Here is a 25,888-nt window from a genome sequence, read left to right as displayed (position 1 = left end):
AGGCTTCTCCGGACAACGGTGGACTCCAACCCTGTGGGCGCTCGCCCCTGTCGGTGGGGGATCTCCAGCCGGGCCTGGAAGGGTCGCGTCCGGAGTCGCTGGTGGCGGTGGGCCGGCAGCTCTTCTACGCGGCGGATGACGGGGCCTCCGGGCGTGAGCTGTGGGTGACGGACGGGGACGAACGGGACTCGCGGCGGGTGAAGGACGTACGGCCCGGGGCCGCGGGCAGCACGCCGCGCTTCCTCACGCCGGTGGGAGGGCGGCTCTTCTTCGTCGCGGACGACGGGGTGCACGGGCCGGAGCTGTGGCGCTCGGACGGCACGTCCCAGGGGACGGTGCTGGTGGCGGACATCCGGCGGGGGGCGGCGGGCAGTGCGCCGGACAACCTGACGGTGGTGGGTGGGCGGCTGTACTTCACCGCGGACGACGGCATGCGCGGCCGTGAGCTGTGGAGTTCGGACGGCACGGCCGCGGGCACGCAGCTCGCGCAGGAGTTCGCGCCCGGGCCCGCGTCGCTCTTCCTGGACGACCTGACGGAGTGGAACGGACGGCTGGCGCTGGTGGCGTACGGGGACACGTCCGTGACGCTGTGGGTGACGGGGGGGCGTGCCGGCACCGCGCAGGTGTACTTCCGGGGCCCGGCGCAGACGGTGCTCTTCTCGCTGACGCCGGTGGGCCGCGACCGGCTCTTCTTCCTCGTGGACCGGGGCCAGGGTGAAGCGGACCTCTGGGTGTCGTGGGGCGTGCCCCTTTTCACCTTCCCGCTGCGGCACTTCGCGGGGGACTACCCGTCGGAGCTCACGCCGCTGGGCAACACCGTGTACTTCATGGCCGGCGCGGAGGGCTTCTTCGGCGAGCCCGGCGACCCGCTCTTTGGCGGGGAGTTGTGGAAGAGCGACGGCACGCTCCTGGGCACGCGGCGGGTGAAGGACGTGAACCCGGGGCCCGAGGGCTCGCTGCCGTCGGGGCTGACGGCGATGAACGGGCGGCTGTACTTCGCGGCGGACGACGGCGTGCACGGCCGTGAGTTGTGGAGCACCGACGGCACGTCGCAGGGCACGGTGCTGGTGCAGGACCTGGAGCCAGGGCCCGTGGGCAGCACCCCCACCGCGCTGGCGGCGACGGACGGCTGGCTCTTCTTCTCCGCGGCGACGGCCGCGCGGGGCCGCGAGGCCTGGTACTCGGACGGTGAATCAGGCCGCGTGCAGTCCCTGCGCGACATCGCGCCCGCGCACCTGGGCTCCAACCCCCGGGGGTTCGTGCGCTCCGGAAGCTACGTGTTCTTCGTCGCCAACCACCCGGACCAGGGCGAGGAGCCCTGGGCGCTGCCGTTCCTCACCGCGGGCCGCTGCGGCCGCTTCGGCGACTGACGCTCACGCCGCGCGCCGCACCGCGGGCGTGGGATGCAGCTCGCCCGTGTTCGGGGCGGGCAGCACCACGGTGGGGCCCAGGCCGGGGGCCAGCAGGTGGTGGGTGAGCAGCGACGAGGGGTGGAAGTTCACGAACGCCCCGTCCACGGCGGAGGGGCCCGCGAAGAGCTTCTCCACCACCATGGACGCGTACTGCCCCAGGGAGTCCTCGCGCGTGTTGCCGTTGAGCACCACCTCCCAGCCCATCTGCTCCGCGAAGCGGCGCACGCCCGCGATGCGCGACAGCAGCGGCGTGTAGCTCTCCGTGCTCACGCCGTTCTCGCTCACCACGAAGACCTCATTCGCGGTGGCCACCGCCAGGGACGTGTTGCCCTGCGTGTGCCCGGGCGTGCTCAGGAGCGCCGCGCCCTGGCCCAGCCAGGTGTCGCCGTCCAGCAGCACCACGCGGTCCTCCGGAACCTCCGTGCCTCCGGGCACGAACCACACGCTCTGCATGGGGTGCAGGTGCTTCACCATGGCCCATTCGGTGCGCTGCACCAGCAGCTTCGCGCGCGGGAAGACGGCCGGGGTGCCCGCGCCGCCCAGCCAGCCGCGCAGGTCCTGGATGTGCAGGTGGTCGAAGGCCAGGTAGTCCACGTCCGACGGCGTCAACCCCAGCGATTCCAAATGGCCCTGCACCGTGCCGTGCCGGGTGGTCATCACCTTGTCGGAGAGGAACGCGCCGTAGCGCTCGCGCAGCGCCCGGTAGAAGGGCGCCGCGTAGCCCCGTTCGTAGTCGGTGGGGTTGAACAGCAGCGTCCGACGCTGGCCCGTGCCCCCTTCCGCGAACTGAACCACCTGCATGCGGTTGGTCATCATCACGTAGGGCGCCGGGGACAGCGCCGCCCCGCTGAAGGCGAACAACGTGGGGTAGGGGAAGGTGACGAGGTCGCACGTCGCCACCGCCGCCACCGGACCCTCGCGCACGAACGCTTCGCGGGCCTCCAATGCGGCGCGGCGCAGCTTCTGCAACCGCTGTCCAGGAGAACGCTCGGTGTGCGCTTCCGGGAGGAAGGGCAGGGGACGGAACGGTGAGGGGGTGAGGCTCATGGACGCGACTCCCTTGGGGCAGGGGGGATTGACCCCCTGGCTGGCCGGTCGGCGTGTCACCCCTTCCAACCCGCCAGAAGGGGAGCGACACGTGGCCCCTTCGCTGTATAGGGTCGCAATGGTGATGGCGAGGAAGTCCGATGACACCCTCTCGGGAGATGTTCAGCCGGAAGACATCCGGCTGGAAGCCTCCCTGCGCCCTCGCTCCTTCGACGAGTACGTAGGCCAGGGCGCCGTTGTCGAGAAGCTCAAGGTCTACGTGGCCGCGTCCAAGGCCCGGGGCGACGCGCTGGACCACTGCCTCTTCTCCGGCCCGCCCGGCCTGGGCAAGACGTCGCTTGCGTACCTCATCGCCAACGAGCTGGGCGTGGGCATCCACGTCACCAGCGGCCCCGCCATGGAGCGCAAGGGGGACCTGGCGGGCCTGCTCACGAACCTCAACGAGCGGGACATCCTCTTCATCGATGAGATCCACCGCCTCAACGCCGCCGTGGAGGAGTACCTCTACCCGGCGATGGAGGACTTCCGGCTGGACATCACCATCGACACCGGGCCCGCCGCCCGCGCGATGAAGATCGACCTGCCGCCCTTCACGCTGATTGGCGCCACCACGCGCACGGGCCTGCTGACCTCCCCGCTGCGCGACCGCTTCCAGATTCAAGAGCGCCTGGAGTACTACGAGCCCAAGTACCTGGAGCAGATCCTCGACCGCTCCGCGCGCATCCTCGGCGTGCCGTTGGACCGCGCCGCCAGCCGTGAAATCTCCACCCGTTCGCGCGGCACGCCCCGCATCGCGAACCGGCTGTTGCGCCGGCTGCGCGACTTCGCCCAGGTGGAGGGCAATGGCCGCATCACCTACGAGCTGGCGCACGATTCGCTCAGCCGGCTGGGCGTGGACGCCAGCGGCCTGGACGCGATGGACCGGAAGATTCTCCTCACCATCGTGGAGAAGTTCGGCGGCGGCCCGGTGGGCGTGGAGACCATCGCCGCGAGCGTGGGCGAACAGCGCGACACCATCGAGGATGTCTACGAGCCCTTCCTGATGCAGGAGGGCTTCCTCATGCGCACGCCCCGGGGCCGCACCGCCACGCTGCGCACCTACCAGTACTTCAAGAAGACGCCGCCCCCCAGCTCTCCCCAGGGCACGCTCTTCTAGCCCCCACGCCTTTCGCGAACCCGCCGCCATGAGCCAAGCCTCCGCGCCCTCCGTGCCCACGGTCCTCTCCAGTCCCCGCGACTTCTACGGCGACCTGATGCGCGCCTCGCAGGCCACGCGCGCGGGCTTCCTCGCCGAACGCGAGCGCTGGTTGCGCGGCGTCCCGGTGGAGGGCCGCGAGGAGCTGCTCTTCGAGTTCGAGATGTGGCTGCGCGCCGTGGAGCGCTACCTGAACCTCCACAACGCCGTGGTGGATGCCCGCGCCCGGCCGCTCGTCACGCGCGACTTCCACGAGGAGCTGGCGGACGTGCGCGACGCCATGGAGCGCGCCGTTCGCGTGGCGCGCCACCTCCAGGACCCGGACAGCGACCCGAAGATGGTCTTCCGCAAGTACGTGGAGACCCAGCTCGCGGACGACCGCGTGCGCCGGCTGTTGATTGAAGAAGAGTTGGATCAGGAGACCCCGCCGGAGAGCCTCTTCGTGGTGCGCGAGGCGTTCGACGCGCTCAAGAACCTGCTCGACAACCTGCTCCAGCTCCCGCTCATCGGCCTGTCGCTCTTCCAGGACGTGGGCAAGCTGACGCTGCGGGAGATCGTCCTCAACCGCTACTTCCGCCCCTTCCGCCCGCTGGAGTTCCGCGTCGAGTACGACCGGCTGCGCTCCGTGCGCCTGTTGGACATCCTGGGCGCGCTGCCCGCCGACACGCGGCCCCTCTACACCACCGCGTTCCTGGGCCTGTTCCGCGTGCTGCACTACCTGACGCACGTGGATCCGGAGACGCAGCCGCCCGTGCCGCGCCGCGTGCGCGTGCTCCTGTCGCTGGTGCGCGGCGAGGCCGCCGCCGTCGCCAGCTACCTGCACACCGAGCTGTCCCCCAAGGCCGGCTCCAGGCCGCTGCAGGCCGCCACGCTGCGCGCCGCGCGCGACTTGGCCCGCGAGACGGACCGCATCGCCCGCGAGGTGATGGTGGACCTGGACCGCGACCCCGCCGCCGCCCTGCGCGCCGCGGAGGCCTTCACCACGCTGTTCCGCCAGCAGATCGTCGCGCTGGTGGACGCGCTCGCGCCCAACGGCTCCCTGGGGGAAGAGGCCTTCGCCCACCTCACCAGCGCCCAGGACGCCGCGCTGCGCCTGCGCAAGGACCTGTGGGTCTACGCCCAGTTGTGCCGCGCCGCGGAAGGCCACCTGCGCTCCGAGGACGTCCCCGCCGCCGAGCGCGTGCTGGCCGCCCTCAAGTCGTTCCTCGACTACTTCCACGACGGCGGCTACCAGCTCCTGCGCTACGCGGACTACGACGCCTTCGACCGCTTCACCTCGCTGCTCGTCGAACTGCCCTGGCCCCCTGAAGGCCCGGGCATCCGCAGCCGCCTCGCCGAAGACCTCCGGCGGTTTTCCCAGACGCTGGAGACCACCTTCCACGCCGTGAGCCGCCGCTCCCTCCTCCAGGGCCGCGGCTTCGACCGGCCGGATGCGGAAGCCCTGCGCGACCGCTTCCTGCCGCCCGCGACGCGCTGACCCCCCCGCACAGTCCTTTTTTCAGTCAAGCCCCGGACTCCCGGTGAGCCCCGGGCATGCGTTTGCTTCCGGGCACTGGCCTGCGATAGAGACCCGGCCTTGTCGCTTGGGCGACACACACTCCGGGTTGGCGCGTGACGCGTTGGCGGAAACCGGGGTTCGAAGGGTGATTTCCGGACATGGCTGTCGCGGTGCATGGGGATGTGTCGTGTTTCCCAAGAGGGTGGCAGGGGCCCTGGGCCCTGACGTCCGCCGCCCTTGCTGCTGTCGCGCCAGCATTTCCGGGGGGTTGGACCACCCCGCGCTCCCCCTCCGGGAAGCGCTTGTGTCACGGGCTGGTGGCATGGTGATTGCTCCTGTGTGCAGTGCGTCAGACCCCGTTGAAAGGTCGGACGGGCCCGTACCCTGCGTGCGTCAGTACGAAGCAGTCCTTAGAGGCGACACCGACATGCTCCAGTTCACCGACTCCCAGCGCACCCTCTCCCAGCCGGCCATCTGCCGGGGTGTGGGCCTCCACTCCGGGGCGCCCGTGACGTTGACGATGAAGCCCGCGCCCGCGGGGCACGGCATCGTGTTCGTGCGCACGGACCTGCCCCGGCCGGTGAGCATCCCCGCGCTGGCGGAGTACGTGGTGGACACGTCGCTGGCCACCACCCTGGGCCGTGACGGTGTGCGTGTGGGCACGGTGGAGCACCTGATGTCGGCCCTGGCGGGCATGGGCATCGACAACGCGCGTCTGGAATTGGACGGACCCGAAGTCCCCATCATGGACGGCAGCGCCGCGCCCTTCACGCACGCCATCATGGAGGCGGGGGCGCATGAGCTGGACGCGCCGCGCGAGTACCTGGTCATCAAGAAGAGCGTGGCGGTGTCGGACGGCGACAAGCAGGCGTCCATCACCCCCGCCCGCCGCTTCCGCATCAGTTGCACCATCGACTTCGAGCACCCGGTCATCCAGGGCCAGTCCTTCGACGTGGACGTGAACGACCGGGGCTTCTCGCGCGAAATCTCCCGCGCGCGCACCTTTGGCTTCCTGCGCGACGTGGAGAAGCTCAAGACGCTGGGCCTGGCGCGCGGCGGTTCGCTGGAGAACGCCGTGGTGGTGGACGAGGCGTCCATCCTCAACCCGGACGGCCTGCGCTTCCCGGACGAGTTCGTGCGCCACAAGATCCTGGACGCCATTGGCGACGTGTCGCTGTTCGGCCGTCCCGTCATCGGCCACATGACGGCGTTCAAGACGGGCCATGCGCTCAACCACAAGCTGGTGCGCAAGGTGCTGGCGGACCCGTCCAGCTTCGACATCGTCACCGCGCGTCGCCGGGATGTGGAAGGGCGTGAGCCGGGTCGCGCAAGCCTCGCGGGCGCGTTGGAGCTGGAGCCGCTGGTCGCCTGAAGTGGCCTGACGTGAGGGTTTGGCAATTCCTTGCCAGCCCAGGGCTCCTCTATTAAGTCGGCGACTTATGTCCATGCGTCCTACTCGCCTCGCCCTGGCCGCCCTCCTCGCGGCATCCCTCACCGCCGGCTGCAACAAGGAGAAGGCGCCGGCCACCACCCAGGCGCCCGCCGCCCAGGCCCAGGCAGGCAATGCCGCGGAGCCGGGTCCGGACGCGGTGGTCGCCACCTTCGGCAGCGGTCAGAAGGTCACCTTCGGTGAGCTCAACGAGCGCATCAAGGAGCCGCTGGCGAACCTGGACAAGCAGAAGTACCAGCTTCGCAAGCGCGGCCTGGAAGGTCTGGTCACCGAGCGGCTGGTGAAGGAAGAGGCCACCAAGCGCGGCCTCACCGAGGACCAGCTCCTCAAGGCGGAGATCGACGACAAGATCCCCGCGCCTCCGGAAGAGAAGATCAAGGAGGTCTTCGACGGCGCCAAGGGCCAACTGCCCCCCGGCGCGACCTACGAGCAGATGAAGCCCCAGATTGTCGACTTCCTGTCCGGCCAGCAGAAGCAGGAGGCCGCGCAGAAGTTCTTCGAGTCCCTGCGCCAGGGCGCCAACGTGAAGTACGAGCTGCCCGAGCCCGCGCGCGGCCCCGTGGAGCGCAAGCAGGTCGCGGCCACCGGTCCGTCCAAGGGCCCGGAGGGCGCGCCGGTCACCATCGTGGAGTTCAGCGACTTCGAGTGCCCGTTCTGCAGCCGCGCCAACGCGGCGGTGGACCAGGTGACGAAGACCTACGGCGACAAGGTGCGCGTGGTGTTCCGCCAGTTCCCCCTGGAGTTCCACAAGCAGGCGCAGAAGGCCGCCGAGGCCTCGCTGTGCGCCAACGACCAGGGCAAGTTCTGGGAGATGCACGACGCGCTCTTCGCGAACCAGAAGGCGCTGGGCGTGGAGGACCTGAAGAAGACCGCGGCCGGGCTGAAGCTGGATGCCGCGAAGTTCAACACCTGCCTCGACTCCGGTGAGAAGGCCGCGCAGGTGAAGGCGGACCAGGCGGACGGCTCCAAGGTGGGCGTCAACGGCACGCCGGCGTTCTTCATCAACGGCGTCATGCTGTCGGGCGCGCAGCCCTTCGAAGAGTTCAAGAGCATCATCGACGCGGAGCTGTCCGGCGCGAAGAAGTAGCTCGTAACCCCCGGGAGGGATGCGGTGGCGCCCAGACCCAAGGCCACGCCCCGCGTGAGCGGTGAGGCGGCTTCGCTCGAACTGGAGCGGCCGCTCGCCGCCGCCGTCTCTCCCAGCCGGCCCCTCGTGGCGCACTTCCACGCGCCCGAGGGACTGGTGCTCCTCCCGGAGTCCCATGGCACGGCCGGCTTCTTCGCCGGCAGCCTGGGGTCGCTCTCGGTCGAGGAGGTTTTCGCCCAAATCCTTTCGGGCATCCGCACCGGCCAGCTCATCGTGCAGCACGGCTCCGTGCGCCGCACGGTGGCGTTTCGCGACGGGCAGGTGGTGTTCGCCACCTCCAGCGAGCAGTGGGAGCGCCTGGGCGCGGTGATGGTGCGGCTGGGCCTTCTGACGGAAGAGCAGTTGTCGGCGGCGCTGGGGCAGGTGACGCCCGCGCGCCGGATTGGCCAGGTGCTCACGGCCCAGGGCCTCGTGTCGGAAGCCAGCCTCTACAGCGCGATGACCTTCGTCGTGCGCGAGGTGGTGCTCAACCTCTTCGAGATGCAGGAAGGCAGCTTCCTCTTCCTGGAGGCGCGGGCCCCGGCGGTGGACGCGGTGAAGCTGCCGGAGCGCACGAGGGACCTGGTCCTCACCGGCATCAAGCGCGCGGAGGAGACGGGCCGCCTGCGCCGCCGCTTCCCGGACGACATGCGCGTGCTTCCCGGCCCCCAGGGCGCGCTGCCTGGAGAAGAGGCCCTGTTCGCCAAGCTGGGCGGGGGCACGACGCTGGGCGCGCTGCGGGCCGCGTACGCGGGCAGCCAGTACGCCTTCTACAACGGGGTGGAGGAGGCGGTGCGCGGCGGCCACCTGGCCGTGCAGGCCGCGGAGCCCGCGCCGACGCCGGGTCCGGCGGTGGAGGGCATGGCCTGGGAGCTGTTGTCCGCCGAGGAGCGCTACAACCTCCTCCTGTCGCTGGTGCACCGCGCGCTGCGCGAGGCGGGCCGGGACGTGGACCTCCTGCGCGGCTTCGTGGAGGCGCCGCCCCCGGGCCTGGAGGACGCGTACCAGGGCGTCACCATGGGGCCGGACGGGCGCGTGGATGTGGTGCGGCTGCGCGCCAACGTGTCCACCAGCGGCGGCGAGGCGGTGGGCCGGGCGATGGCGCTGGAGGCGCTGGACGCCTTCGTGTCCTACGCGCTGTTCTCCGCGCGCAACGTGTTGCCGGCGGACGTGGCGGAGCGGCTGGCGAACACGTACCGCACCCTGCAGGGCGGCCTGTCCTAGCGTCGAGCGTCGTCCGTCGGACTTTCCTGAGTCGGACACCCACCCTGATGTCCCCCTGGTCAGCCTGGGCCTGGGTGCCCACGTTCGTCCCCACGGCGGGTGGCCGGCGGGGGATGAGCGACATGGGCGTGATGCGGACGTTGGGGTGGGGAGTGCTGTTGTTGAGCACGGCATGTGGCGCGTCCCGGACGGCGGTGACGAAGGCGGAGCCCGGCACGGGTGGGTCCGGGGCGGAGGACGTGGGCATCGCGTCCACCACGCGACGCTACGTGGACGAGGACCTGGGGTTCGAAATCGTCCGGCCCACGGCGGAGTGGCAGTTGGACGAGACGAACGAGCGGACCCCGGAGGGGCTCGCCATTCCGGTCATCCTTCGGCACCGCGTGTCGGGGGCCCAGGTGGTGCTCCAGGTGGCGCCCGGCGTGGCCACGCCCACCCAGTTCGCGGAGCGGCTGACGCAGGGCCTGCGCCAGCAGCCGGGCTTCACCACCACGGATCCGCAGCCCATCGCGCTGTCGGACAACGCCGTGGGGTTCGACTTCCAGGTGGGCGACGGCGTGCGCGGCAAGGTGGCCGTGCGCGAGGGCAACAGCGGCCGCGTGCTGATGATGCTGGCCACCTGGCCCACGGAGGTGTCCGACGACGTGACGGTCAGCGTGGATGAGCTGATGGCCGGCGTCCGCCCGCTGCCCGAGCCGAGCGTGGCCGTGCGCGCCACGCCCCGCGCGCCTGAACCGGAGCCCGGCGACCCGCGTTAGCGGGGCAGGGTGGGGCGCACGAGAGGCTTCGTGCGCCCGTCCCCTCACGTCCCGCTGACTAGCGGGCCGTCTTCGCCTTCGCGCGCTTCGCGGCCTTCACGGGCGCCGCCTTGGGCTCGGGCTGGGTCGCGATGTCCACGGCCCGCTGGCGCACCAGCTCCACCAGGGTGCGCGCGCCGGAGCCGGTGGCGCCCTTGTTCAGGTAGCCGCGCTCCTTGGGGCTGTTGGACGGACCGGCGATGTCCAGGTGCACCCACGGGATGTCCCCGACGAACTCCTTGAGGAAGAGCGCCGCGTTGATGGCGCCGCCCCAGCGCTCGCCGGAGTTCTTCATGTCCGCCACGTCGGAGCGCAGCGCGTCCTTCTGCATGTCGCTGATGGGCAGGCGCCACATCTCCTCGCCCGCGGACTTCGCGGCGTCGAGCACGCTGTTCACCGTGGCGTCGTCGTCGCCGAACGCGCCCACGATGTAGTTGCCCAGCGCCACCATGCACGCGCCCGTCAGCGTCGCCAGGTCGATGATGGCGGACGGCTCGTGCTCGCCGGCCCAGGTGAGCATGTCGCCCAGCACCAGGCGTCCTTCCGCGTCCGTGTTGGTGATCTCCACCGTCTTGCCGGAGCGCGCCGTGAGGATGTCACCGGGCTTGTACGCGGTGCCCGACGGCATGTTCTCGCACGCGCCAATGAAGGCGTGCACGGGGAAGGGCGGCTTCACCACGCTGCCAATCACCTTCATGGCGGCCAGCACCGCGGCCGAACCCGCCATGTCCGTCTTCATCTCCACCATGCCCTCGGTGGGCTTGAGCGACAGGCCGCCGGAGTCGAAGGTGATGGCCTTGCCCACCAGCGCCAGCGGGGCGCGCTTGGCGTCCTTCGCGTTCTTCGGCGTGTAGACCAGGTGGATGAGCCGGGGCTCCTGCGCGCTGCCCACCGTGACGCCCAGGAACATGCCCATGTTCAGGCGCTCGATCTCCTTGCGCCCGCCAATCTCCGCCTGGAGGCCCGCTTCCTTCGCGGCCTGCTGCGCGGCCTGCGCGAGGCGCACGGGCGTCACCACGTTGGGGGGCTCGTTCACCAGGTCGCGCGCCCAGTTGACGGACTCGGCCACCTTCAGGCCCAGCGTCAGCGCGTCATCCAGCGCGCGCGACTTCTCCGTGCCCGGCGGCAGCGCGAGCGTGGCGCTCTTGAGCTTGGGCGACTTGTCCTCGCGCGCCGCGGACTTGTACTTGTCGAAGCGGTAGACGCCCAGCTCCAGGCCCTCCACCACCGCGCGCACGACGTCCTCGGCGCGGTCCGTGGCGGGCACGCGGAAGGCGATGCTGGTGGCCTTCAGCCGCTGCGCCGTCTTCGCCGCGCGGCCCGCGGCCAGCCGCAGCACCTCCGGCTGGAAGCGCGCACGGTTGCCCAGGCCCAGGAGCAGGACGCGGTCGTTGCTGCCCAGCCGCCCCAGCGTGTGAATCAGGAAGGATTGATCCACCTTCCCCTTGAAGCCCTCCTGGGTGGCGGCGGCGCGCAGCTTGCCGTCCAGCGCCGAGTCGGCGGTGGCCAGCGACGCGGGGGCGGTGTCACCCACCAGCTCGCCCTCGAAGAGGGGGATGACGAGCAGCTCACCGCTCACCGGCGCGGCGTCACCGGAGACGAGACTGAATTGCATGGCGACTTGGACTCCTGGACTAAAAGGGAAGAAAGGGGCGCTTGGAGGGGGGCGACTGTAGACGCGCGACGTGTTGCTCGCAAAGCGCTGGTTGCCACTGAGGCATTGCATTGCCCCGGCGCGCTGGATAGCTGTGCGGTCCCCATGCCCACCCTGCTGCTCCATCTGACGGCCATCGAACGGTTGGCGGCACACCCGGACGGGCTCCCCACGGACTGGGTGCGCGCGTTGTCCGAGGACCTGCCGTATGCGCGCTTCGGCGCCGCGTTGCCGGACCTGCCCCTGTGCGCGGGCGTGCGTGGAGGCCTGTCCCTGCTGCTGCCGGAGGCCGGCTGGCCTCATTTCGCGCGGCTGTACCACGAGCGCGCGCCGGTGGGCCTGGGCCTGAAGATGGCGGAGCTCGTCGCCACCGGGGCCCTCGTGGGCACCGAGGCGGGCCTGGCCATCCTCGCCGGCTACTTCACGCACCTGGCCCTGGACCGGCGCCTGCATCCGCTGGTGGACGCGCTGGTGCTGCGCCACCGTCGCAAGGGTGAGCGGGCCTGGGACGCGCGCCGGCAGGTGGAGTGGGCCCAGACGCTGTTCTTCCTGCGCGAACAGGACGGCACGGACGGCGTGGGCACCTCCCGCCTGCGCGAGAAGTTCCAGGTGGGCAAGAGCCCGGGACTTCCGCTGCGAGGCATCGGCCGGGGCATCTACGAACTGGTGCGGCTGGCGTCCCAGGAGCGCGTGGGCCAGGCCCCCACCAAGGCGGAGGTGGATGGCTGGGTGCGCGGCCTCTATGTCTCCGGCCTCTTTCTCTCCAGTCCCCTGGGGCGGGTGCGGGCGCTGCCGGCATACACGCAGTTGTCGTTCCAGGAGCTGTACCGCAACGACCAGTTCGACTTCACGGCGGAAGTGGACGCGGCGCTGGATGTGTCGCGAGCGTTGATCAAACGACTTCACGGCTACATGGCGCGCGGCACCTACACGCCGCGCACCCGCGCACGCTTCTTCGAGGAGTTTCCCGAAGGCACGCTGGGTGCCACCGCCGCCTAGTGAACGCGCATCCACGGCGCGAGTCCCTGGCCGTGTTCGCGTGCAGGGCATCCTGCCAATCAAGCCAACTGCCCTGGGGGGTATGGCGCTATCCGGACCGGGGAGTGCCCCCTATTCTCGATAGGGAATGACGGTATTCCTTCTCATGGCGTCGGGCGTGTTGGCGGGCGGGTTGGGGGCGCTGCTCGGCATCGGGGGCGGCATCGTCCTGGTGCCCGTGCTGGTGTTGGGTTTCGGAATCCCCCTGGAGCAGGCCGTTCCCGCGAGCCTGATGTGCGTCGTGGCGAATTCGTGCGCCGCCGCCGCCAGCTACGTGGAGAACAAACTGAGCGACCTGCGCCTGGGGCTCACGCTGGAGCTGGCCACCGTGATGGGCGCCATCGTCGGCGGACTCGTCGCGGCCTTCGTCGCGGAGGCGATGGTGGCGGTGGTGTTCGGCCTCTTCACGCTCTTTGTGTCCTTGCAGATGCTGCTGTTGCGCACGCCGCTCCAGGAGCCGACGTCGACGGCCAGCTATGTGCCCACCAACTATCCGCTGGGCATCTCCGGCTCGTTCGTCGCGGGCGGCCTGTCCGCGCTGCTGGGCGTGGGCGGCGGTCCGCTGAAGGTGCCGCTGATGAGCTACGGCATGCGCGTGCCGTTCAAGGTGGCCAGCGCCACCAGCAACCTGATGGTGGGCGTCACCGGGGCCGCGAGCGTGGCGGCCTATGCGTGGCGCGGACACTTGAACCTGGGCCTCGTGGCGCCGCTGGTGGTGGGCGTGCTGGCCGGCGCGTCGGTGGGCAGCCGACTGATGCCGAAGGTTCCCACCGCCGTTTTGAAGAAGCTCTTCGCGGCGGTACTGCTTCTGGTGGCCGGACAGATGTTGTGGAAGGGAGGGGAGGGGTTGTGGCCGAGCGTATGGAGATGAGTGAGGCGAATCCCGCGGCACACGCAGTTCTCTCGTCGGTGGGAAGCTCCGAGGCAGCACCGCCACCGCGCAACGTCCAGGCGACAGCGGTGGCCCTGCCCGTACCGCATCCCGAGCAGTTAGAGGATCCACTCGAAGTCCAGTTCCAGCAGGAGCCCATCACCCACCCGGACGCCCAGCCCGGGGGGCGGCGGTGGGCGCGTCGCGCCATGGCCGGTGAGCGGTGGATCGCGCGCGTGCTGCGCACCGGCGCGGTGATGAGTGGCGGGATGTTCGTGGCGTCGCTCGCGCTGGAGCTGCTGCCCCGCGACGAGTCCGTGCACGTGGCCATCGACCTGTTGCGCAAGGGCGCGGCGTCCATGCTGCTGGTGACGCCGGTGGCGCGACTGGCCATGGCCGGCACGCTGCTGGGCCTGCGCGGCGAATGGCGCTACACGGCCATCGCCGCCGGGGTGCTGGCCCTGCTCGCGCTCGCGGTGGGCGCGGGCTTCCAGGCCTGAGTCACCCGGAAGGCAAATCCGCGCGCGGTGTGGCTACACGCCGCGCGCGGTGAAGTGGGCCAGGATGTTCTTCACCTTGGCCACGTCGTCGCGCAGTCCCTGCTCGTCGTACAGCGGGATCACCGCCTCGAACTGTTCGCGGGCCGCGGCCAGGTCCTGGAGGTAGTAGCAGGACAGCCCCAGGTCCCAGCGGGCGCGGGCCTCGTAGACGTGGTCGTGCAGCTCCGCGTACGCCTCCACGGCGCGCAGCAGGTGGGGCCGCGCGTTGTCGTGGTGGCCCAGCAGGCCCTCGGACTCGCCCAGCAGCAGGTGGCCCAGCGCGAGCGCCTCCGGATCCTCTCCCTGCTCCAACAGCGGCACGGCTTCCAGGAAGCGCTTGCGCGCGGGCTCGTACTCCGCCTTCGCCATGCGCAGATCGCCAATGTCCAAGAGCAGCCGCGCCATGCGCTCCGTGTTGCGCGTCTGGCGGAAGAGGATGAGCGCCTCCTGGTACTTCTCCTCGGCGGCGTCGGACTCGCCCAGGGCGCGCAGGGACTCACCGATGCAGGCGCGGGTGAGCGCCTCGCCGTCGCGGTCGCGCGCCTCGTTGAAGAGCAGGGCGGCCACGGCCATGTGCTCGATGGCGCCCCGGTGATCCTCGAAGTACGCCTTCACCACGCCCAGGCCGAAGAGGGCCTGCGCCTGGCCGGGCTTGTTGCCCGCCGTCTTGAAGAAGCCCAGGGCCTCCTCGTAGTGCTCACGGCTTTGGGCGTGCTCTTCCAGCATCCCGTGCAGCTCCGCGAGCGACACCAGGCCCTGGCCCACTTCCGAGGGGGAGCCGGTGATGCGCAGGGAGGCGAGCGCGTTCTGCTGCTTCTGGATGGCTTCGGTGATGTGGGCGCGTTCGGCGGTGTCGGGCGGATGCATGTCAGTTCTCGTGACCCTTGCGGCGGCGGACTCCCCTGTCCAGCGAATCGTGCTTCTCGCTCCCGTCAGGGTCGCTGTCCACGCCCTCGTGCTGGCCGTTGCGCTCGGCCTTCTCCTTCTCGTGGACGAGCAGCGGGGAGAAGAAGCAGTCCTTCTTGGTGTACTCGTCGAAGGCGAAGGCGAAGCGGTAGCTGGCCGCCGCGCGCTGGTTGCAGTCGGTGCGCTCGCAGAAGCGGCAGGAGATGCCGCTGGGGATGGCGTCCTTGCGCAGGTCGTTGGTGGGCAGGCCGTACGCCAGGTACTTCGCGTTCTCCGCGTGCGTCCCCAGGCCGATGGAGTACGCGGTGCCCTTCACGATGGAGCCTTCAATCGGCTGCAACTGCACCTTGGCGAAGCAGAAGTACGTCGTGCCGTCCGGCATGATGGAGTACTGCCGCGTAATCTGGGACGGGTTGAGGAACGCCAGGTGCACCGCCCACTTCGCGCAACTGCCACCGCCCGACGCGAAGCGGATGCCGGTGCCGCTGTAGCGCTTGGAGATGTTGCCGGCGATGTCCGCGCGCAGGAAGTGGAAGGGCAGGCCCTGGCGCTTGGGGTCGGACAGGTTGCAGATGCGGTGGGCCACCGTCTCGTACGTGGTGCCGAACACGTTGGAGAGCAGCTCCACGTCGTAGCGCGTGCGCTGCACCTCCTTGAAGAACTCGCTGTAGGGCAGCATCAGCGCGCCGGCGAAGTAGTTCGCCAGGTTCACCTTGATGAGCCGCTCCGTCTCCCCGTGCCGCATGCGCCCCGCGCCCAGGATGCGCTCCACCAGCTTCTCGCGGTCCATCACCATCAGGCCAATGGAGGCGGCGATCTGGAACTTCAGGGGCTGTTCGGTGAGGTCCGGCGACAGCGTGAGCGTGCGCGCGTCCAGGTCCAGCCGGCGCACCACGGACGAACCGCTGGTGGCGCGCTCAATCTGCACCCGGTAGTCGAAGCGCTCCTCCAGCATGCGGGTGAGCTGGCTGCTGGTGATCTGCTGCTCCAGGCGGAAGTCGCGGCGCAGCCCTTCGGCCTGCTCCTCCAGCTCCGGGAAGTAGTTGCGGTGCTTCTCCAGGAAGTCGCTGACCTCGTCGAAGGGCGAGTAGTCGAAGCGCACGCCCGGCGTGTTGCCCAGGCCGTTGCCGGACGGCGAGCCCTGCGTGCGGGTGCGCTCCTCCACGTTGAGCTGCGCGAGCACGTTCTCCAACTGCGTGCGCGTGTTCTTGTAGAGGTTGAAGAGCGCGGCGACCGTGCCGGCGAGCTTCGGTTCGGCGGACAGCGACTGGAGCGACTCCGAGTCGATGTCCAGGCTCTTGAGCAGCGGCTCGTCCAGCAGCTTCGCCAGGGCCTCGTCCACGCGGCCCTCGCCCAGCGTGGACATGAACTGCTCGGGGTCCTGTTCGAAGTAGCGCAGCGCCTTCCAGAGCAGCGGGAAGGGCATCACGCGCTTGCCCTTCTCAATGAGGTTCAGGTACGCGGGCGACACACCCAGGTCCTTGGCCGCATCCGCCTGCTTGATGTTGCGTTGCAAGCGGAGGCCTCGAAGCTTCAGCCCCACGTTCGCGTTCAGCGCGTTGTCGTTGTTCATGGCTCCAGCCGCCGGCGGGCCGCGTCAAAGGACGTGTCCGGCACCGGGTCTCTGGATCCACTCTGCAAATCGATTTACCGATTTGCAATAAACGTTTTCAATCCACCGGAGCGCTGTCCCGCAAGCAACGCGCGGAGGGTTGACTGGTTCCCTCCTGGCCACCGGACGACGTAATCCCATGGAATCATGAGGCTTTTTGACGCCGCCGGTGCGCGGAGGGCCCGCCGGGGCCGCGCGTTGTCAACCGTTTACCAACGCGGCGCGGCAGGACTGGGGAAAAGTCAGTAAAACGGCGGATGCATTTTTACAAACTCGTTACGGAGCGTCCGGCGCGCGGCGGAAGACGAGCGCGACGTTGGTGCCGCCGAAGCCGAAGGAGTTGCTCATCACGGCGTCCACGCGCTGCTCGCGGGCGACGTTGGGGATGCAGTCCAGGAGGATGCGCGGGTCCTGGTGTTCCAGGTTGATGGTGGGGGGCAGCACGCCCCGGGTAAGGGCCAGGATGCTGATGACGGCCTCGGCGGCGCCGGCCGCGCCGTTCATGTGGCCCGTCATGGACTTGGTGGAGGAGATGGCCAGCTTCGGGGCCGCGTCGCCGAACACGCGGGCGATGCCCTGCATCTCCAGCAGATCGCCAATCTCCGTGGAGGTGCCGTGCGCGTTGAGGTAGCCGATGTCGCCCGGTGACAGGCGCGAGTCCTTCAGCGCGGCCTTCATGGCGCGCTGGGCGCCTTCGTGTTCCGGGGCGGGGGCGGTGACGTGGTGGGCGTCGGAGCTGGCGCCGTAGCCCACCAACTCCGCGAGGATGCGGGCGCCGCGGGCCCGGGCGGATTCGTACTCCTCCAGGATGAGGATGCCCGCGCCCTCCGCGAGCACGAAGCCGTCGCGGTCCTTGTCGAACGGGCGGCTGGCGGCCTGGGGCGCGTCGTTGCGCGTGGACAGGGCCTTCATCGCGGCGAACCCGCCCACGCCCAGCAGGGAGATGGGGGCTTCCGAACCGCCGGCCACCGCCGCGTCGAACTCACCGCGCTGGATGCCGCGCATTGCTTCGCCAATGGCGTGGGCGCTGGTGGAGCAGGCGGAGTTGGTGGACCAGGAGGGGCCCTTGATGCCGTGGCGCATGGTGACGTAGCCGGGCGCCATGTTGATGATCATCTGGAGGATGAAGAAGGGGCTGATGCGGTCCGCGCCCTTCTCCAGCGCCTTCTTGTACGTCTCCTCCATGCTGGAGATGCCGCCGATGCCGGAGCCGATGATGGCCGCCACGCGCTCCGCGTTCTCCGGGGTGATTTTGAGGCCCGAATCCGCGAGGGCCATGTCCGCCGCCGCCACCGCGAACTGCGCGAAGCGGTCCATGCGCCGCACCTCGCGCCGTTCGATGTAGTCCTCCGGGTTGAAGTCCTTCACCTCGCCGGCGAACCGGCAGGCGAGCTGGCTTGCGTCGAACAGGGTGATGGGCCCCACGCCGCTCCTGCCCTGGATGAGCCCCTCCCAGCTCTTCTCCACGCCGGTGCCACACGGGCTGATGAGCCCCATTCCCGTCACCACGACGCGCCGCTGCTCCATGGAATGCTCCTTGACCCCAGTCGTTGAACGGGATGGTATTATGGTCATCCTTCCATGAGTTCAAGTTCGAGTGTCATGGATGGCGCAGGCATCCAGGCGCTCAGGCGATGGATGGAATGATGCTGGTCATTCAAGCGGTGAGGAGCCTTCGATGAGCGAGCAGGCCGTGAACCCGCGGACGCGGACGGTGACATGGAAGGACCCCCGGGAGGGCGCTTCGGCGGCGAAGAAGATGTCGGGGCTGGAGTACCTGCGCGCCATCCAGAGGGGCGAATTGCCGGCGCCTCCCATCGCGGAGTTGATGGGCTTCACGCCCGTGGAGGTGGAGGAGGGCAAGGTGGTGTTCGGGGTGCAACCGGGCGAGCACCACTACAACCCCATCGGCATGGTGCACGGGGGGCTGGCGGCCACGCTGATGGACTCAGCGATGGGGTGCGCCATCCACACGATGCTGCCGGTGGGCGTGGGGTACACGACGCTGGAGCTGCACGTGAACTACGTGAAGGGCGTGGCGCACGACTCCGGGGAGCTCTTCTGCAAGGGCGAGGTCATCCACCTGGGGGGCAAGGTGGCGACGGCGCAGGGGCGGCTGGTGGACGCGAAGGGCAACCTCTACGCGCACGGCACCACGACGTGCATGATCTTCCGGCCGCCGGGTTCAGGCGGCGCGAAGGAGTAGGTGGGGACGATGCGCTACACCGCTGAGCACAAGCAGGCCACGCACGCGCGCATCCTGGCGGCGGCGGAGAAGCTGTTCCGCGCGGAGGGCTTCAGCGGCGCGAGCGTGGAGCGGGTGATGCGCGCCGCAGGGCTGACGGTGGGCGGCTTCTACGCCCACTTCGCCTCCAAGGAGTCGCTGCTCGCGGAGTCCCTGCGGGCGTTCATGGTGGAGCGGCAGATGCGCTGGCTGGCGGGGCTGGAGGGGTTGCGGGGCACGGCGTTCCTGGATCACTTCGCGCGCCGCTACCTGAGCCTCTACAACCGGGACACGGGGCAGACGAGCTGCATGATGCCGTCGCTCCTGTCGGACCTGACGCGCGCGCCGCCGGAGGTCCAGGCCTCGTTCGGCCAGGGCCTGGAGGCGCTGGTGGGCGCGGCGCAGGGCCAGCTTCCGGCGCGGGAGGGCGCGACGCCCCGTCAACAGATGCTGGCGACGGTGGCGCTGTGCTTCGGCGCGATGACGCTCGCGAGGGCCACGGGTTCGCAGGCGGTGTCGGCGGAGATCCTCGACGCGGCCCGGGCCCTGCTGCTCGCCGGGGCTCCTATCGCGGAGGCAGGGGAGGTGGGCGGGGCTGGGGCGCGGAATGTGGTGCGCAGACCGAAGCGCGCGGACGTACCGGTGTCGAAAGCGGATGCATCCGTGCCTGCGTCACGGCCTTCGCGGAAGAAGCAGGCACGGAAGCCGGGCTCTGGGACCCGGGGAACGAACGCAGGGGATGCGCATGCGCGTCCTTCACGGCCCTCGCGAAAGAGAAAGCCTGCCCGGGGCTGAGCGCCGGCCCCTGAAGTCGGAGCGAGTGGAGGACTCAGTGGGGCACGGGGGCGGAAGGCACCGTCACCTTGACGGAAGGTGTCGCGCTGGCGTCAGCGGACGCGCCCACCGCCTGACGCTCGTCCTCCTGCGTCGACACAACGCACTGGACGCCGCAGGGCACGCCGTGGGGTCCTCTTGTCCGGAGCGGAAGCCAGGGGAGGCGGTGCCACGTGAATGCCTTGAAGACGGTGCCTCAGGCGGTGCTCCTGCTGCTCGCGCTCACCCTGGGCGCCTGCGCGACCACGCGGCCCGCGCTGCCCCGGAGGGACACGGCGGCGCTGCGCTACAACGTCACGTATGCGCGCGAGCCCCAGCGCGGACTGGAGGTGGAGATCATCCTCCTGTCGTCCTCCCCGCGCGACTTCCTCTTTCGACAGCCGGAGCGCGTGGACACCGTCTGGGCCTTGAGCGAGGACGGCTCCTCCCGCGCCCTGCGGCTGCACGGAGGCGAGCTGCACGTCCCGTCCGGAACGCGCTTCCTTCGCTACTTCTATCCGCTGGAGTCCCCGTCCCGCGGCGGTGAGCGCTCCTTCTTCTCTGGCGTCGGGGAAGGGGACGCATGGCACGTGGCGGGGCGTGCGTACCTCTTGCGCCCTCGCGTGGTGCCGCCCGACCTGCGCGTGGAGTTCACGGTGGATGGGACGGACGCGCTGCTTCCCTGGCCCCCGGATGACGCTGGCGTCTACCACCTGCGCGGCGAGGACCTGGTGGACTCGGGCTTCCATGGCTTCGGCGGTCGGCGCTGCGAAGCGAACGTCGGTGACGCCGTGCTGGAGGTCGCGCTGCTGGGGCGCTTCATGTTCCTGTCGGACGCGGAGGTCTGTGACTGGCTGGCCCAGGCCGCGCGCGAAGTGAACACCGTGCGCAAGACGTTCCCCCATCCGCGCATCACCGTTCGCGTCGTGCCCGTGCCCGGCGCGGAAGAGCCCGCCCTCTTCGGTATGGTCCAGTGGAGCTCACCCCCCAGCATCTCCATCCTTGTGGGGCAGGACACCACCGCCGACGCCCTGAGACGCGACTGGATCGCCATCCACGAGATGCTCCACCTGACGCACCCCACGCTGTTGCCGCGCGTCGCCTGGCTCACCGAAGGGCTCGCCACCTACTACACGGAGATCGCCCGCGCGCGCTCCGGACGCCAGACGGCGCGGCAGGCGTGGCAGGAACTCACGGACGGCTTCGCTCGCGGCCAGTCCGCCGCGGGTTCGCGCACCATGGCGGAGGTCGTCTCACGCGAAGGCGACTGGCAGGGCGTCTACTGGACCGGCGCCCTCTTCGCCCTGCGGCTGGACCTGGAGCTGCGGCGGGTGACGCACGGACGCGCCCGACTGGAGGATGTGCTGGAGCTGCTCGCCACCCGGGGCCCCACGTCCTCGCTCGCGGGCTTCGGCGCCGCCGTGGACACCGTCGCCGGGGAGCCTCTCTTCGAGCGACTGCTGGCCCACCAACTTTCAGTTCCGGCTTTCTCAGATTTGGGAAGTTTGTTAGATCGCCTCGGCGTCCGGATTGACCCGGGGGGCGTCAAGCTCCAAGCTGCCCCGGACAGTCGGTTGCGTGAAGCGGTGGACGGTGGACGGCCCTCGGACGACGCGGGGTGAACACCTGGAATTGGGCGGCGCCGTAACCGTTCGCGCGGGTGTCGCGTATCGCATGCATCCGCGAGGTTCGCGGCTTCCGTAGATGAGGTCCGCCATGTTCCGCAGCGCACTGATGCTCGCCTCCGTGCTGTCGCTGTCCGCGACCGCCGCCGAGCCCACTTCCGCGAAGAGCTTCGTCTTCAACGACCCGAACGGCCGCGACACGGTCATGTTCGTGCTGGACGCGCCCCTGGAGGTCATCAACGGCCTGTCCAACCAGGTGAAGGGCCGCGTGGAGGTGAAGGAGCAGAAGGCCTCGGGCCGCTTCCAGGTCCCGGTGAAGTCCATCAAGACGGGCAACGAGACGCGCGACGGCCACCTTCAGAATGACCGTTGGCTGGACGCGGCGAAGTTCCCGGACATCGTCTTCGAGTTCAAGGATGTCGCCCTGCCCGCGCCGCTCGCCAACGCGAAGCCGGTGACGGTGAAGGCGAAGGGCACCTTCAGCATCCACGGCGTGACGCACGAGGAGCCGGTGGAGGTCACCGCCACGTACCTCCAGGAGACGGCTGAGACGAAGCACCGCGCCCCCGGAGAGCTGTTGCGCGTGCGCGCGAAGTTCCAGATTCCCGTGGAGGCCTACGGCATCAAGCGCACCGAAGCGCTGCTGCTGAAGGTGGGCGAGAAGGCGGACGTCACCGTCGACGCCTGGGGCTCCACGCAGTTCAAGCCGTAACTGGTTTTCACCGTCGTAGTCACACACCCCCGCGGTACGAAAGGAAGCAACACATGAACGTCAAGGCTCTGGCAGCGGTTGTCGGCACCCTCTCTCTCGGCGCGCTGGCCACCGGCTGTGCCTCCACGAAGGGCGCGGAGGGCACGCAGGCCGCTTCGTCCGAGAAGGCCGCCGAGGCCAACTGCAGCGCGAAGCCGGCCGAGGCGAAGGGCGCCGAGGGTAGCTGCAGCGCCGCGGCCCCCGCCGCCACCACGCCGGAGAAGGGCGCCGAGCACAGCTGCGGCGCGGGCTCCTGCAGCGGCAAGAAGTAGTCATCGCCAGCGGAGGGCCCGGAAGCCGGGTCCCTCCCTCGCTCGCGGGCGGTGGGAAGACTCCTTCCTGCCGCCCGTGTTGTTTTCACCCGCCATTCCCCGTTCCTGAAGGCCCCGGCCCAGGAGGCTTCACGCATGTCCCCCCGCTACTCACACCGCCATGGGTTGAAGCCGCTGGGCGCGGGCATCGGACTGCGTCGCGACTTCTATGAAGCGCTGCCGCGCACGCCCCGGAAGCTGGACTGGGTGGAGATCATCCCGGAGAACTTCCTGTCGCTGGGGGGCCGCTCCCAGCGCGCGCTGGATGCGTGCCGCGAGCGCTGGACGCTCTTGCCGCACGGCGTGGGGTTGAACATCGGCGGGCCGGATGCGCTGGATGACGACTACGTCACCCGGCTCTCCGCGCTGGTGAAGCGCCTGGACGCGCCGTTCTTCTCCGACCACCTGTGCTACTCGCGCCTGGGCGGGGTGCACCTGCATGACCTCTTGCCGCTGCCCTTCACACCGGAGGCGGTGGAGCACGTGGTGCCGCGCGTGCGCGAGGTGATGGCGCGCGTGGAGCGCCCCTTCCTCCTGGAGAATCCCAGCTACTACGCGGCCATGCCGGGCGGCACGCTCCAGGAGGCGGACTTCCTGCGCCAGGTGGTGGAGGCCGCGGACTGCGGGCTGCTCCTGGACGTGAACAACGTCTGGGTCAACGCGACGAACCACGGCTACGACCCGCGCGCCTTCGTGGATGCGCTGCCCCTGGAGCGCGTGGTGCAGGTGCACCTGGCCGGCCATGACGTGGGGGAGAAGGTCCTCATCGACACGCACGGCGACCGCGTCTGCGACGACGTGTGGGCGCTGTACCGCTACACGCTGGAGCGCACCGGCCCGGTGTCCACGCTCATCGAATGGGACCAGGGTATCCCGTCGCTGGACGCCGTGCTGGACGAGGCGGACCTCGCCCGAACCGCGCTGGCGGAGGCGTCGCGATGAAGCCGGGGTTGAAGCACTTCTTCGACAGCATGGAGGCGTACCTCGCCGGGCCTCCCGGCGCGGAGGGCCTGTCGAAGCTGTCCGCGTCGCACCCGGGCTGGGACGTCGCGCCGGAGCGGATGGCGCTCTATGGCCAGTTCGTGCGCGGCCACGTGCGCTCCACGCTGGAGAAGCTCTTCCCGCTCACGCGCAAGGCGGTGACGCCCGCCGCGTGGGACGCGCTGGTGGAGGGCTACACGCGCACCCGGCCCGCGCGGCACTACGAGCTCAACCGGCTGGGGGAAGGCTTCCCACCCTTCGTCGCGGACGGCACCCAGGCGCAGGGGCTGCCGCCGTTCCTGCCCGCGCTGGCGCGCTTCGAATGGGCGGACTTCGCGGTGTTCGCCTCCGAGGAGGTCATCCCCGAGCGCGTGACACAGCTCACGCCCAACCCCACGCTGGCGGTGCTGGAGCAGCCCTACCGGCTCTGCGCCTTCGTGCGCACCCGGGACGGTGCCCCGCCCGCCGAGGGTGACGAGCTGGCGCTCCTGTGGCGCCACCCGGAAGCGCTGGTGACGTACTACATGGCCGCCACGCCCCCCGCGCTGCTGGTGCTGAAGATGGCCGTGGAGGGCCTGTCCGAGGAGGCCGTCGCCCAGGCCACCGGGATGGCCGCGCCGGATGTCCACGCGGAGGTGGTGCGCTTCGCGAAGGACGGGCTGGTGCTGCGTCCGGTGGAGTAGGGCGGCCCTTGAGGGAAGTTGGGACGTTGCCCTCCAACAGGAGGCGGGCGGGCGTGACGCTTCGCGCTGGCCTCCAGGGGCCGGTCGGGGGGAAGAATGGGGGACGTCGTCTTCCACCGTGAGGTCCCCGCCATGCGCGTCATCAACTTCAACGCCGGTCCCGCCGGTCTGCCCCTGCCGGCCCTCGAGCAGGCCCGCGACGAGCTGCTCGACTTCCACGGCACCGGCATGTCCGTCATGGAGCACAGCCACCGGGGCAAGGACTACGAGGGCGTCCACGACGAGGCCGTCGCGCTGCTCACGGAGCTTCTGGGCATCCCGGACACGCACCAGGTGCTGTTCCTCACCGGCGGCGCGTCCCAGCAGTTCGCCCAGGTGCCGATGAACTTCCTCACGCCGGGCGCCTCCGCCGACTACCTGATGACGGGCGTCTGGAGCGAGAAGGCCCTGGACGAGGCGAAGTTCTACGGCTCGCCCCGCATCGCGGCGACCACCTTGCAGGCGGACAAGCGCTACCAGCGCGTCCCGAAGCAGTCCGAGCTGCAACTCGACCCCCAGGCCGCCTACGTCCACCTGACGAGCAACAACACCATCTTCGGCTCGCAGTGGCACACCTTCCCGGACGTGGGCCGCGTGCCGCTGGTGGCGGACATGAGCTCCGACTTCCTGTGGAAGCCCACCGACGTGAGCCGCTTCGCGCTCATCTACGCGGGCGCGCAGAAGAACTTGGGGCCCTCCGGCGTCACGCTGATCCTCGCGGCGAAGGACTTCATCGCGAAGGGCCGCAAGGACATCCCCAGGTACTTCCGCTACAGCACCCACGCGGAGAACAACTCGCTCTACAACACGCCCCCCACGCTGGCCATCTACCTGGTGCGCAACGTGCTCCAGTGGGTGAAGGGCCTGGGCGGCCTGCCCGCGCTGGAGCAGCGCAACCGCGAGAAGGCGGACACGCTGTATGGCGCCATCGACCGGAATCCGGGTTTCTACCGGGCCCCCGTGGAGCGCGAGTCCCGTTCAGTGATGAACGTCGTGTTCCACCTGCCCACGGAGGAGCTGGATGCGGCCTTCGTCGCCCAGGCGAAGGCCGCCGGGATGGTGGGCCTCAAGGGGCACCGCACCGCGGGAGGCATCCGCGTGTCGCAATACAACGCGGTTTCGCCGCAGGACGTCAAAACACTGACGTCCTTCATGGATCACTTCGTGAAGATGCACGGGTAGGCTGCCGTCGACATTGCGCAGGACAACCTGGAGGCATTCCATGAAGAAGACGCTGACCGCCGTACTGCTGTCGCTGACCCTCGCCGCGCCCGTGATGGCCAAGGAGATCGCCGGGGTGAACTATCCCGACACCGCGACGGTGGACGGCAAGGAGCTCAAGCTCAACGGCGTCGGCCTGCGCAAGAAGGCCATCTTCAAGGTCTACACCGTGGGCCTCTACCTGGAGACGCCGTCGAAGGACGCCGCCCAGGTGCTCAAGGCGGATGAGATCAAGCGCGTGCGCATGTTCATGAAGCGCGACCTGAAGAAGGAGCAGATCACCGAGGCCATCGAGAACGGCTTCAAGAAGAACGCCGGCGCGGACCTGCCCAAGCTCCAGGCCCGCCTGGACACCTTCAAGGCCGCCATCCCCGCGGAGATCAAGGAAGGCGAGGAGCTGATCCTCACCTACGTGCCGGGCAAGGGCACCAACGTGCAGACCAAGGGGAAGGCCATCGACGTGGAGGGCAAGGACTTCGCGGACGCGCTCTTCTCCGTGTGGCTGGGCAAGGACCCGGTCGACGGCGGCCTCCGCGACGGCATGCTCGGCAAGGACTGACCTTCCGCGCTGTTCGCAGCCCTGACGCCCCGCGAGGGCCCTCCCGCACCGGAGGGCCGTCCGCGGGGCGTCGTCGTTTCCGGGAGCGGGCGGATTGCTTCAATGGTGGACAGCGCGGGGCGTCATGGCCTTTCGCGTGCAGTTGCCGCTGGAATGCCCTGGCAGGTCGGGCGTTGATGCGCGCCGAAACAACCCCCCCCCGTTCGCGTTGGAGAGCGTTGTGAAGCGTCTGGCCCTGTTCGCTGCCTCCTGTGTCCTTGGCGCCGCCTGCAAGACGGCGGAGCCCACCCCCGAGCCGTCCCGGGCCTCCTC

The 25,888-nt window shown here is 69.8% G+C and carries 24 protein-coding genes; 19 read left to right on the top strand and 5 right to left on the bottom strand.

The features are described 5' to 3' along the window. On the top strand, positions 1-1,370 hold a 1,370-nt coding region (locus D7V88_RS18710), incomplete at its 5' end, for an ELWxxDGT repeat protein (RefSeq protein ID WP_147448776.1). A 3-nt stretch (positions 1,371-1,373) separates the two neighbouring features. Here the strand turns inward: D7V88_RS18710 and D7V88_RS18705 are convergent. Next, complete coding sequence (locus tag D7V88_RS18705) at positions 1,374-2,459, bottom strand: MBL fold metallo-hydrolase (RefSeq protein ID WP_120542007.1); 1,086 nt, start codon at positions 2,457-2,459, stop codon at positions 1,374-1,376. Between the two features lie 118 nt (positions 2,460-2,577). Between D7V88_RS18705 and ruvB the strand changes: the two genes are divergently transcribed. From ruvB to D7V88_RS18675, 6 genes are all read left to right on the top strand, one after another. Beyond that, entirely contained in the window at positions 2,578-3,615 is a 1,038-nt protein-coding gene (gene ruvB, locus D7V88_RS18700) for a Holliday junction branch migration DNA helicase RuvB (protein WP_120542006.1), read from the top strand. A gap of 28 nt (positions 3,616-3,643) precedes the next feature. Continuing rightward, positions 3,644-5,131, top strand: a complete 1,488-nt coding sequence (locus D7V88_RS18695; protein WP_120542005.1) for a hypothetical protein — start codon at positions 3,644-3,646, stop codon at positions 5,129-5,131. Positions 5,132-5,579: 448 nt separating this feature from the next. Then, entirely contained in the window at positions 5,580-6,524 is a 945-nt protein-coding gene (lpxC, locus tag D7V88_RS18690) for a UDP-3-O-acyl-N-acetylglucosamine deacetylase (protein WP_120542004.1), read from the top strand. Positions 6,525-6,591: 67 nt separating this feature from the next. Beyond that, positions 6,592-7,689 (top strand): thioredoxin domain-containing protein, encoded by a 1,098-nt coding sequence (locus tag D7V88_RS18685; protein WP_120542003.1) that lies wholly within the window; start codon positions 6,592-6,594, stop codon positions 7,687-7,689. Positions 7,690-7,713: 24 nt separating this feature from the next. Next, positions 7,714-8,952: a DUF4388 domain-containing protein gene (locus tag D7V88_RS18680; protein ID WP_120542002.1), complete on the top strand. Its 1,239-nt coding sequence runs from the start codon at positions 7,714-7,716 to the stop codon at positions 8,950-8,952. 122 nt (positions 8,953-9,074) lie between these two features. After that, the gene (locus D7V88_RS18675; protein ID WP_120542012.1) at positions 9,075-9,710 is read left to right on the top strand and encodes a hypothetical protein; all 636 of its coding nucleotides are present in this window, start codon (positions 9,075-9,077) and stop codon (positions 9,708-9,710) included. A gap of 58 nt (positions 9,711-9,768) precedes the next feature. On the opposite strand, the gene D7V88_RS18670 is transcribed toward D7V88_RS18675, so the two are convergent. Beyond that, complete coding sequence (locus D7V88_RS18670; RefSeq protein ID WP_120542001.1) at positions 9,769-11,364, bottom strand: leucyl aminopeptidase; 1,596 nt, start codon at positions 11,362-11,364, stop codon at positions 9,769-9,771. A 144-nt stretch (positions 11,365-11,508) separates the two neighbouring features. Between D7V88_RS18670 and D7V88_RS18665 the strand changes: the two genes are divergently transcribed. From D7V88_RS18665 to D7V88_RS18655, 3 genes are all read left to right on the top strand, one after another. Continuing rightward, positions 11,509-12,402: a zinc dependent phospholipase C family protein gene (locus tag D7V88_RS18665; protein WP_120542000.1), complete on the top strand. Its 894-nt coding sequence runs from the start codon at positions 11,509-11,511 to the stop codon at positions 12,400-12,402. Between the two features lie 127 nt (positions 12,403-12,529). Next, the gene (locus tag D7V88_RS18660; RefSeq protein WP_120541999.1) at positions 12,530-13,312 is read left to right on the top strand and encodes a sulfite exporter TauE/SafE family protein; all 783 of its coding nucleotides are present in this window, start codon (positions 12,530-12,532) and stop codon (positions 13,310-13,312) included. Further along, positions 13,309-13,812: a hypothetical protein gene (locus D7V88_RS18655; RefSeq protein WP_372241092.1), complete on the top strand. Its 504-nt coding sequence runs from the start codon at positions 13,309-13,311 to the stop codon at positions 13,810-13,812. Before D7V88_RS18660 ends, D7V88_RS18655 begins: the two co-directional genes overlap by 4 nt. Positions 13,813-13,845: 33 nt before the next feature. Here the strand turns inward: D7V88_RS18655 and D7V88_RS18650 are convergent, their stop codons facing one another. From D7V88_RS18650 to fabF, 3 genes are all read right to left on the bottom strand, one after another. Beyond that, the gene (locus D7V88_RS18650; RefSeq protein WP_120541998.1) at positions 13,846-14,718 is read right to left on the bottom strand and encodes a tetratricopeptide repeat protein; all 873 of its coding nucleotides are present in this window, start codon (positions 14,716-14,718) and stop codon (positions 13,846-13,848) included. A 1-nt stretch (position 14,719) separates the two neighbouring features. Continuing rightward, entirely contained in the window at positions 14,720-16,330 is a 1,611-nt protein-coding gene (locus D7V88_RS18645) for a helix-turn-helix domain-containing protein (RefSeq protein ID WP_120541997.1), read from the bottom strand. Positions 16,331-16,645: 315 nt separating this feature from the next. Beyond that, on the bottom strand, positions 16,646-17,896 hold the full coding sequence (gene fabF, locus D7V88_RS18640) for a beta-ketoacyl-ACP synthase II (protein ID WP_120541996.1): 1,251 nt from the start codon (positions 17,894-17,896) through the stop codon (positions 16,646-16,648). Positions 17,897-18,047: 151 nt separating this feature from the next. Between fabF and D7V88_RS18635 the strand changes: the two genes are divergently transcribed. From D7V88_RS18635 to D7V88_RS18595, 9 genes are all read left to right on the top strand, one after another. Further along, a complete protein-coding gene (locus tag D7V88_RS18635) occupies positions 18,048-18,575 on the top strand; it encodes a PaaI family thioesterase (protein WP_120541995.1) in 528 nt (175 codons plus the stop codon). A gap of 9 nt (positions 18,576-18,584) precedes the next feature. Further along, positions 18,585-19,388, top strand: a complete 804-nt coding sequence (locus D7V88_RS18630) for a TetR/AcrR family transcriptional regulator (RefSeq protein WP_120541994.1) — start codon at positions 18,585-18,587, stop codon at positions 19,386-19,388. A gap of 212 nt (positions 19,389-19,600) precedes the next feature. After that, the gene (locus D7V88_RS18625) at positions 19,601-21,028 is read left to right on the top strand and encodes a M61 metallopeptidase family protein (protein WP_244238235.1); all 1,428 of its coding nucleotides are present in this window, start codon (positions 19,601-19,603) and stop codon (positions 21,026-21,028) included. A gap of 94 nt (positions 21,029-21,122) precedes the next feature. Further along, complete coding sequence (locus D7V88_RS18620; protein WP_120541993.1) at positions 21,123-21,743, top strand: YceI family protein; 621 nt, start codon at positions 21,123-21,125, stop codon at positions 21,741-21,743. Between the two features lie 53 nt (positions 21,744-21,796). Continuing rightward, positions 21,797-22,054: a hypothetical protein gene (locus D7V88_RS18615; RefSeq protein WP_120541992.1), complete on the top strand. Its 258-nt coding sequence runs from the start codon at positions 21,797-21,799 to the stop codon at positions 22,052-22,054. Between the two features lie 135 nt (positions 22,055-22,189). Then, positions 22,190-23,035, top strand: coding sequence for an MNIO family bufferin maturase (gene bufB, locus D7V88_RS18610; protein WP_120541991.1), 846 nt, complete (start codon positions 22,190-22,192; stop codon positions 23,033-23,035). Further along, on the top strand, positions 23,032-23,757 hold the full coding sequence (locus D7V88_RS18605; protein ID WP_120541990.1) for an HvfC/BufC N-terminal domain-containing protein: 726 nt from the start codon (positions 23,032-23,034) through the stop codon (positions 23,755-23,757). The genes bufB and D7V88_RS18605 overlap by 4 nt, the downstream gene beginning before the upstream one ends. 132 nt (positions 23,758-23,889) lie before the next feature. Then, complete coding sequence (serC, locus tag D7V88_RS18600) at positions 23,890-24,978, top strand: 3-phosphoserine/phosphohydroxythreonine transaminase (protein WP_120542009.1); 1,089 nt, start codon at positions 23,890-23,892, stop codon at positions 24,976-24,978. 40 nt (positions 24,979-25,018) lie between these two features. Then, entirely contained in the window at positions 25,019-25,576 is a 558-nt protein-coding gene (locus D7V88_RS18595) for a chalcone isomerase family protein (protein ID WP_120541989.1), read from the top strand. The last annotated feature ends 312 nt before the right edge of the window (positions 25,577-25,888 follow it).

This window comes from Corallococcus terminator, assembly GCF_003611635.1.
Classification (GTDB): Bacteria; Myxococcota; Myxococcia; order Myxococcales; family Myxococcaceae; genus Corallococcus; species Corallococcus terminator.
Note: the sequence above shows the minus strand (reverse complement) of the source record. Positions and strands in the feature narration are given on the sequence as shown.

Bases quoted from the DNA above. Each gene is read 5' to 3' on its own strand.
- D7V88_RS18705 (WP_120542007.1), bottom strand. From the start codon at position 2,459: ATGAGCCTCACCCCCTCACCGTTCCGTCCCCTGCCCTTCCTCCCGGAA.
- ruvB (WP_120542006.1), top strand. From the start codon at position 2,578: ATGGTGATGGCGAGGAAGTCCGATGACACCCTCTCGGGAGATGTTCAG.
- D7V88_RS18695 (WP_120542005.1), top strand. From the start codon at position 3,644: ATGAGCCAAGCCTCCGCGCCCTCCGTGCCCACGGTCCTCTCCAGTCCC.
- lpxC (WP_120542004.1), top strand. From the start codon at position 5,580: ATGCTCCAGTTCACCGACTCCCAGCGCACCCTCTCCCAGCCGGCCATC.
- D7V88_RS18685 (WP_120542003.1), top strand. From the start codon at position 6,592: ATGTCCATGCGTCCTACTCGCCTCGCCCTGGCCGCCCTCCTCGCGGCA.
- D7V88_RS18675 (WP_120542012.1), top strand. From the start codon at position 9,075: ATGGGCGTGATGCGGACGTTGGGGTGGGGAGTGCTGTTGTTGAGCACG.
- D7V88_RS18670 (WP_120542001.1), bottom strand. From the start codon at position 11,364: ATGCAATTCAGTCTCGTCTCCGGTGACGCCGCGCCGGTGAGCGGTGAG.
- D7V88_RS18665 (WP_120542000.1), top strand. From the start codon at position 11,509: ATGCCCACCCTGCTGCTCCATCTGACGGCCATCGAACGGTTGGCGGCA.
- D7V88_RS18660 (WP_120541999.1), top strand. From the start codon at position 12,530: ATGACGGTATTCCTTCTCATGGCGTCGGGCGTGTTGGCGGGCGGGTTG.
- D7V88_RS18655 (WP_372241092.1), top strand. From the start codon at position 13,309: ATGAGTGAGGCGAATCCCGCGGCACACGCAGTTCTCTCGTCGGTGGGA.
- D7V88_RS18650 (WP_120541998.1), bottom strand. From the start codon at position 14,718: ATGCATCCGCCCGACACCGCCGAACGCGCCCACATCACCGAAGCCATC.
- D7V88_RS18645 (WP_120541997.1), bottom strand. From the start codon at position 16,330: ATGAACAACGACAACGCGCTGAACGCGAACGTGGGGCTGAAGCTTCGA.
- fabF (WP_120541996.1), bottom strand. From the start codon at position 17,896: ATGGAGCAGCGGCGCGTCGTGGTGACGGGAATGGGGCTCATCAGCCCG.
- D7V88_RS18635 (WP_120541995.1), top strand. From the start codon at position 18,048: ATGAGCGAGCAGGCCGTGAACCCGCGGACGCGGACGGTGACATGGAAG.
- D7V88_RS18630 (WP_120541994.1), top strand. From the start codon at position 18,585: ATGCGCTACACCGCTGAGCACAAGCAGGCCACGCACGCGCGCATCCTG.
- D7V88_RS18620 (WP_120541993.1), top strand. From the start codon at position 21,123: ATGTTCCGCAGCGCACTGATGCTCGCCTCCGTGCTGTCGCTGTCCGCG.
- D7V88_RS18615 (WP_120541992.1), top strand. From the start codon at position 21,797: ATGAACGTCAAGGCTCTGGCAGCGGTTGTCGGCACCCTCTCTCTCGGC.
- bufB (WP_120541991.1), top strand. From the start codon at position 22,190: ATGTCCCCCCGCTACTCACACCGCCATGGGTTGAAGCCGCTGGGCGCG.
- D7V88_RS18605 (WP_120541990.1), top strand. From the start codon at position 23,032: ATGAAGCCGGGGTTGAAGCACTTCTTCGACAGCATGGAGGCGTACCTC.
- serC (WP_120542009.1), top strand. From the start codon at position 23,890: ATGCGCGTCATCAACTTCAACGCCGGTCCCGCCGGTCTGCCCCTGCCG.
- D7V88_RS18595 (WP_120541989.1), top strand. From the start codon at position 25,019: ATGAAGAAGACGCTGACCGCCGTACTGCTGTCGCTGACCCTCGCCGCG.